Origin of the sequence: Parasphingomonas zepuensis, from assembly GCF_036663735.1 — a bacterium.
In the GTDB taxonomy this organism is placed as follows: Bacteria; Pseudomonadota; Alphaproteobacteria; order Sphingomonadales; family Sphingomonadaceae; genus Sphingomonas.
In genome coordinates this window covers 1-1,078 of the sequence record NZ_JAXOJO010000079.1, presented here as the reverse complement: position 1 = coordinate 1,078, position 1,078 = coordinate 1, and the positions used below count along the sequence as shown (strand labels likewise).

Here is a 1,078-nt window from a genome sequence, read left to right as displayed (position 1 = left end):
TGATGGCCTACGCCTTCTTGCAAAACCGCCGTCTCGCTCAAGCGGGACGGAAAAAAGAATCCTCGGGCCACCGCCTCAACCCAGCCTGTCGGCAGTTCGCCAGGCCATCATTGACCGCCTCTCGCGCCCACCTCCAACCTGCTGCCCCCACTGTGGCGCTAGTCCTCCCGTCAGAGAGATCGCATTTCTGCCAAAGTAGTGCTAAGCTGATTCACACGCTGTGAGCGAGTAGGGTCTGAATGTTCCACGGATCATTCGGCGAGGATCAGCGCGTCGAGCGCGACGACCCCTGCGCCTCTGAGATAGACCACCACCGGGTTAAGATCGATTTCGCGGATCGATGGCGTGCCGGACAGGACGCGACCAAGGCATGCAATGAGATTTGCCACGGCATCGACATCCAGCGCCGGGGAGCCGCGATAACCGTCGAGCAGGGCGCCCTGTTTCAGGCTGCGCAGTTCGGCCACGATAGCGTCATGGGTGAGGTCAACGGGTAGCAGGCGGACGTCGTGCAGCAGTTCCGCTGTCACGCCGCCGAACCCGGCGAGGATGACTGGCCCCCAATCGGGATCATTGCGCGCGCCGATGATGAGTTCGGTGCCGCGCTTGCCCATCGCTTCGACCTGTGCACCGTCGAGTGCGATGCTGGCGTCATAGGCGGCGACGTTGCCATGCAACTTGTCCCATGCCGCAGTGAGCGCGGCGTCGTCAGCGATGTCGAGCAGGACGCCGCCCGGAGGGAAGGGGATGCCGACCGGGGTGAGAATCTGCTCGGCGCGATATTCGGGGGTGACGCCGGAAGGCAGGTCGAGCGCGACCGGCGCGGCGTCGGCTCGAGCGAAGTCGCGGTTTGCAAGTTTGTTGAGGTGTCGCAGCGCGCGGAAGGCGCGGTCCAGCGAAGAGAAATAGGGAATACCGACCGCATGAAGGCCGTCGATATACTCAACCGGCACCGGGGCGCCGTCGTCGAGGCCCGCAAAGATCACCGGCTTATGCGGGTTTAGGCTCCGTACTCAATAAGGTTGCGGTATCGAGCGACGGCTGATTCAAGGTTTTCTGCTGCTAGCGGGAGGCGTTG

General features: G+C 63.1%; 1 protein-coding gene. It reads right to left on the bottom strand.

Features of this window, described 5'->3' with window-relative positions; genetic code table 11:
* Positions 1-251: 251 nt before the first annotated feature.
* Entirely contained in the window at positions 252-986 is a 735-nt protein-coding gene (locus U1769_RS25385; RefSeq protein WP_332720927.1) for an acetate--CoA ligase family protein, read from the bottom strand.
* Positions 987-1,078: the final 92 nt, after the last annotated feature.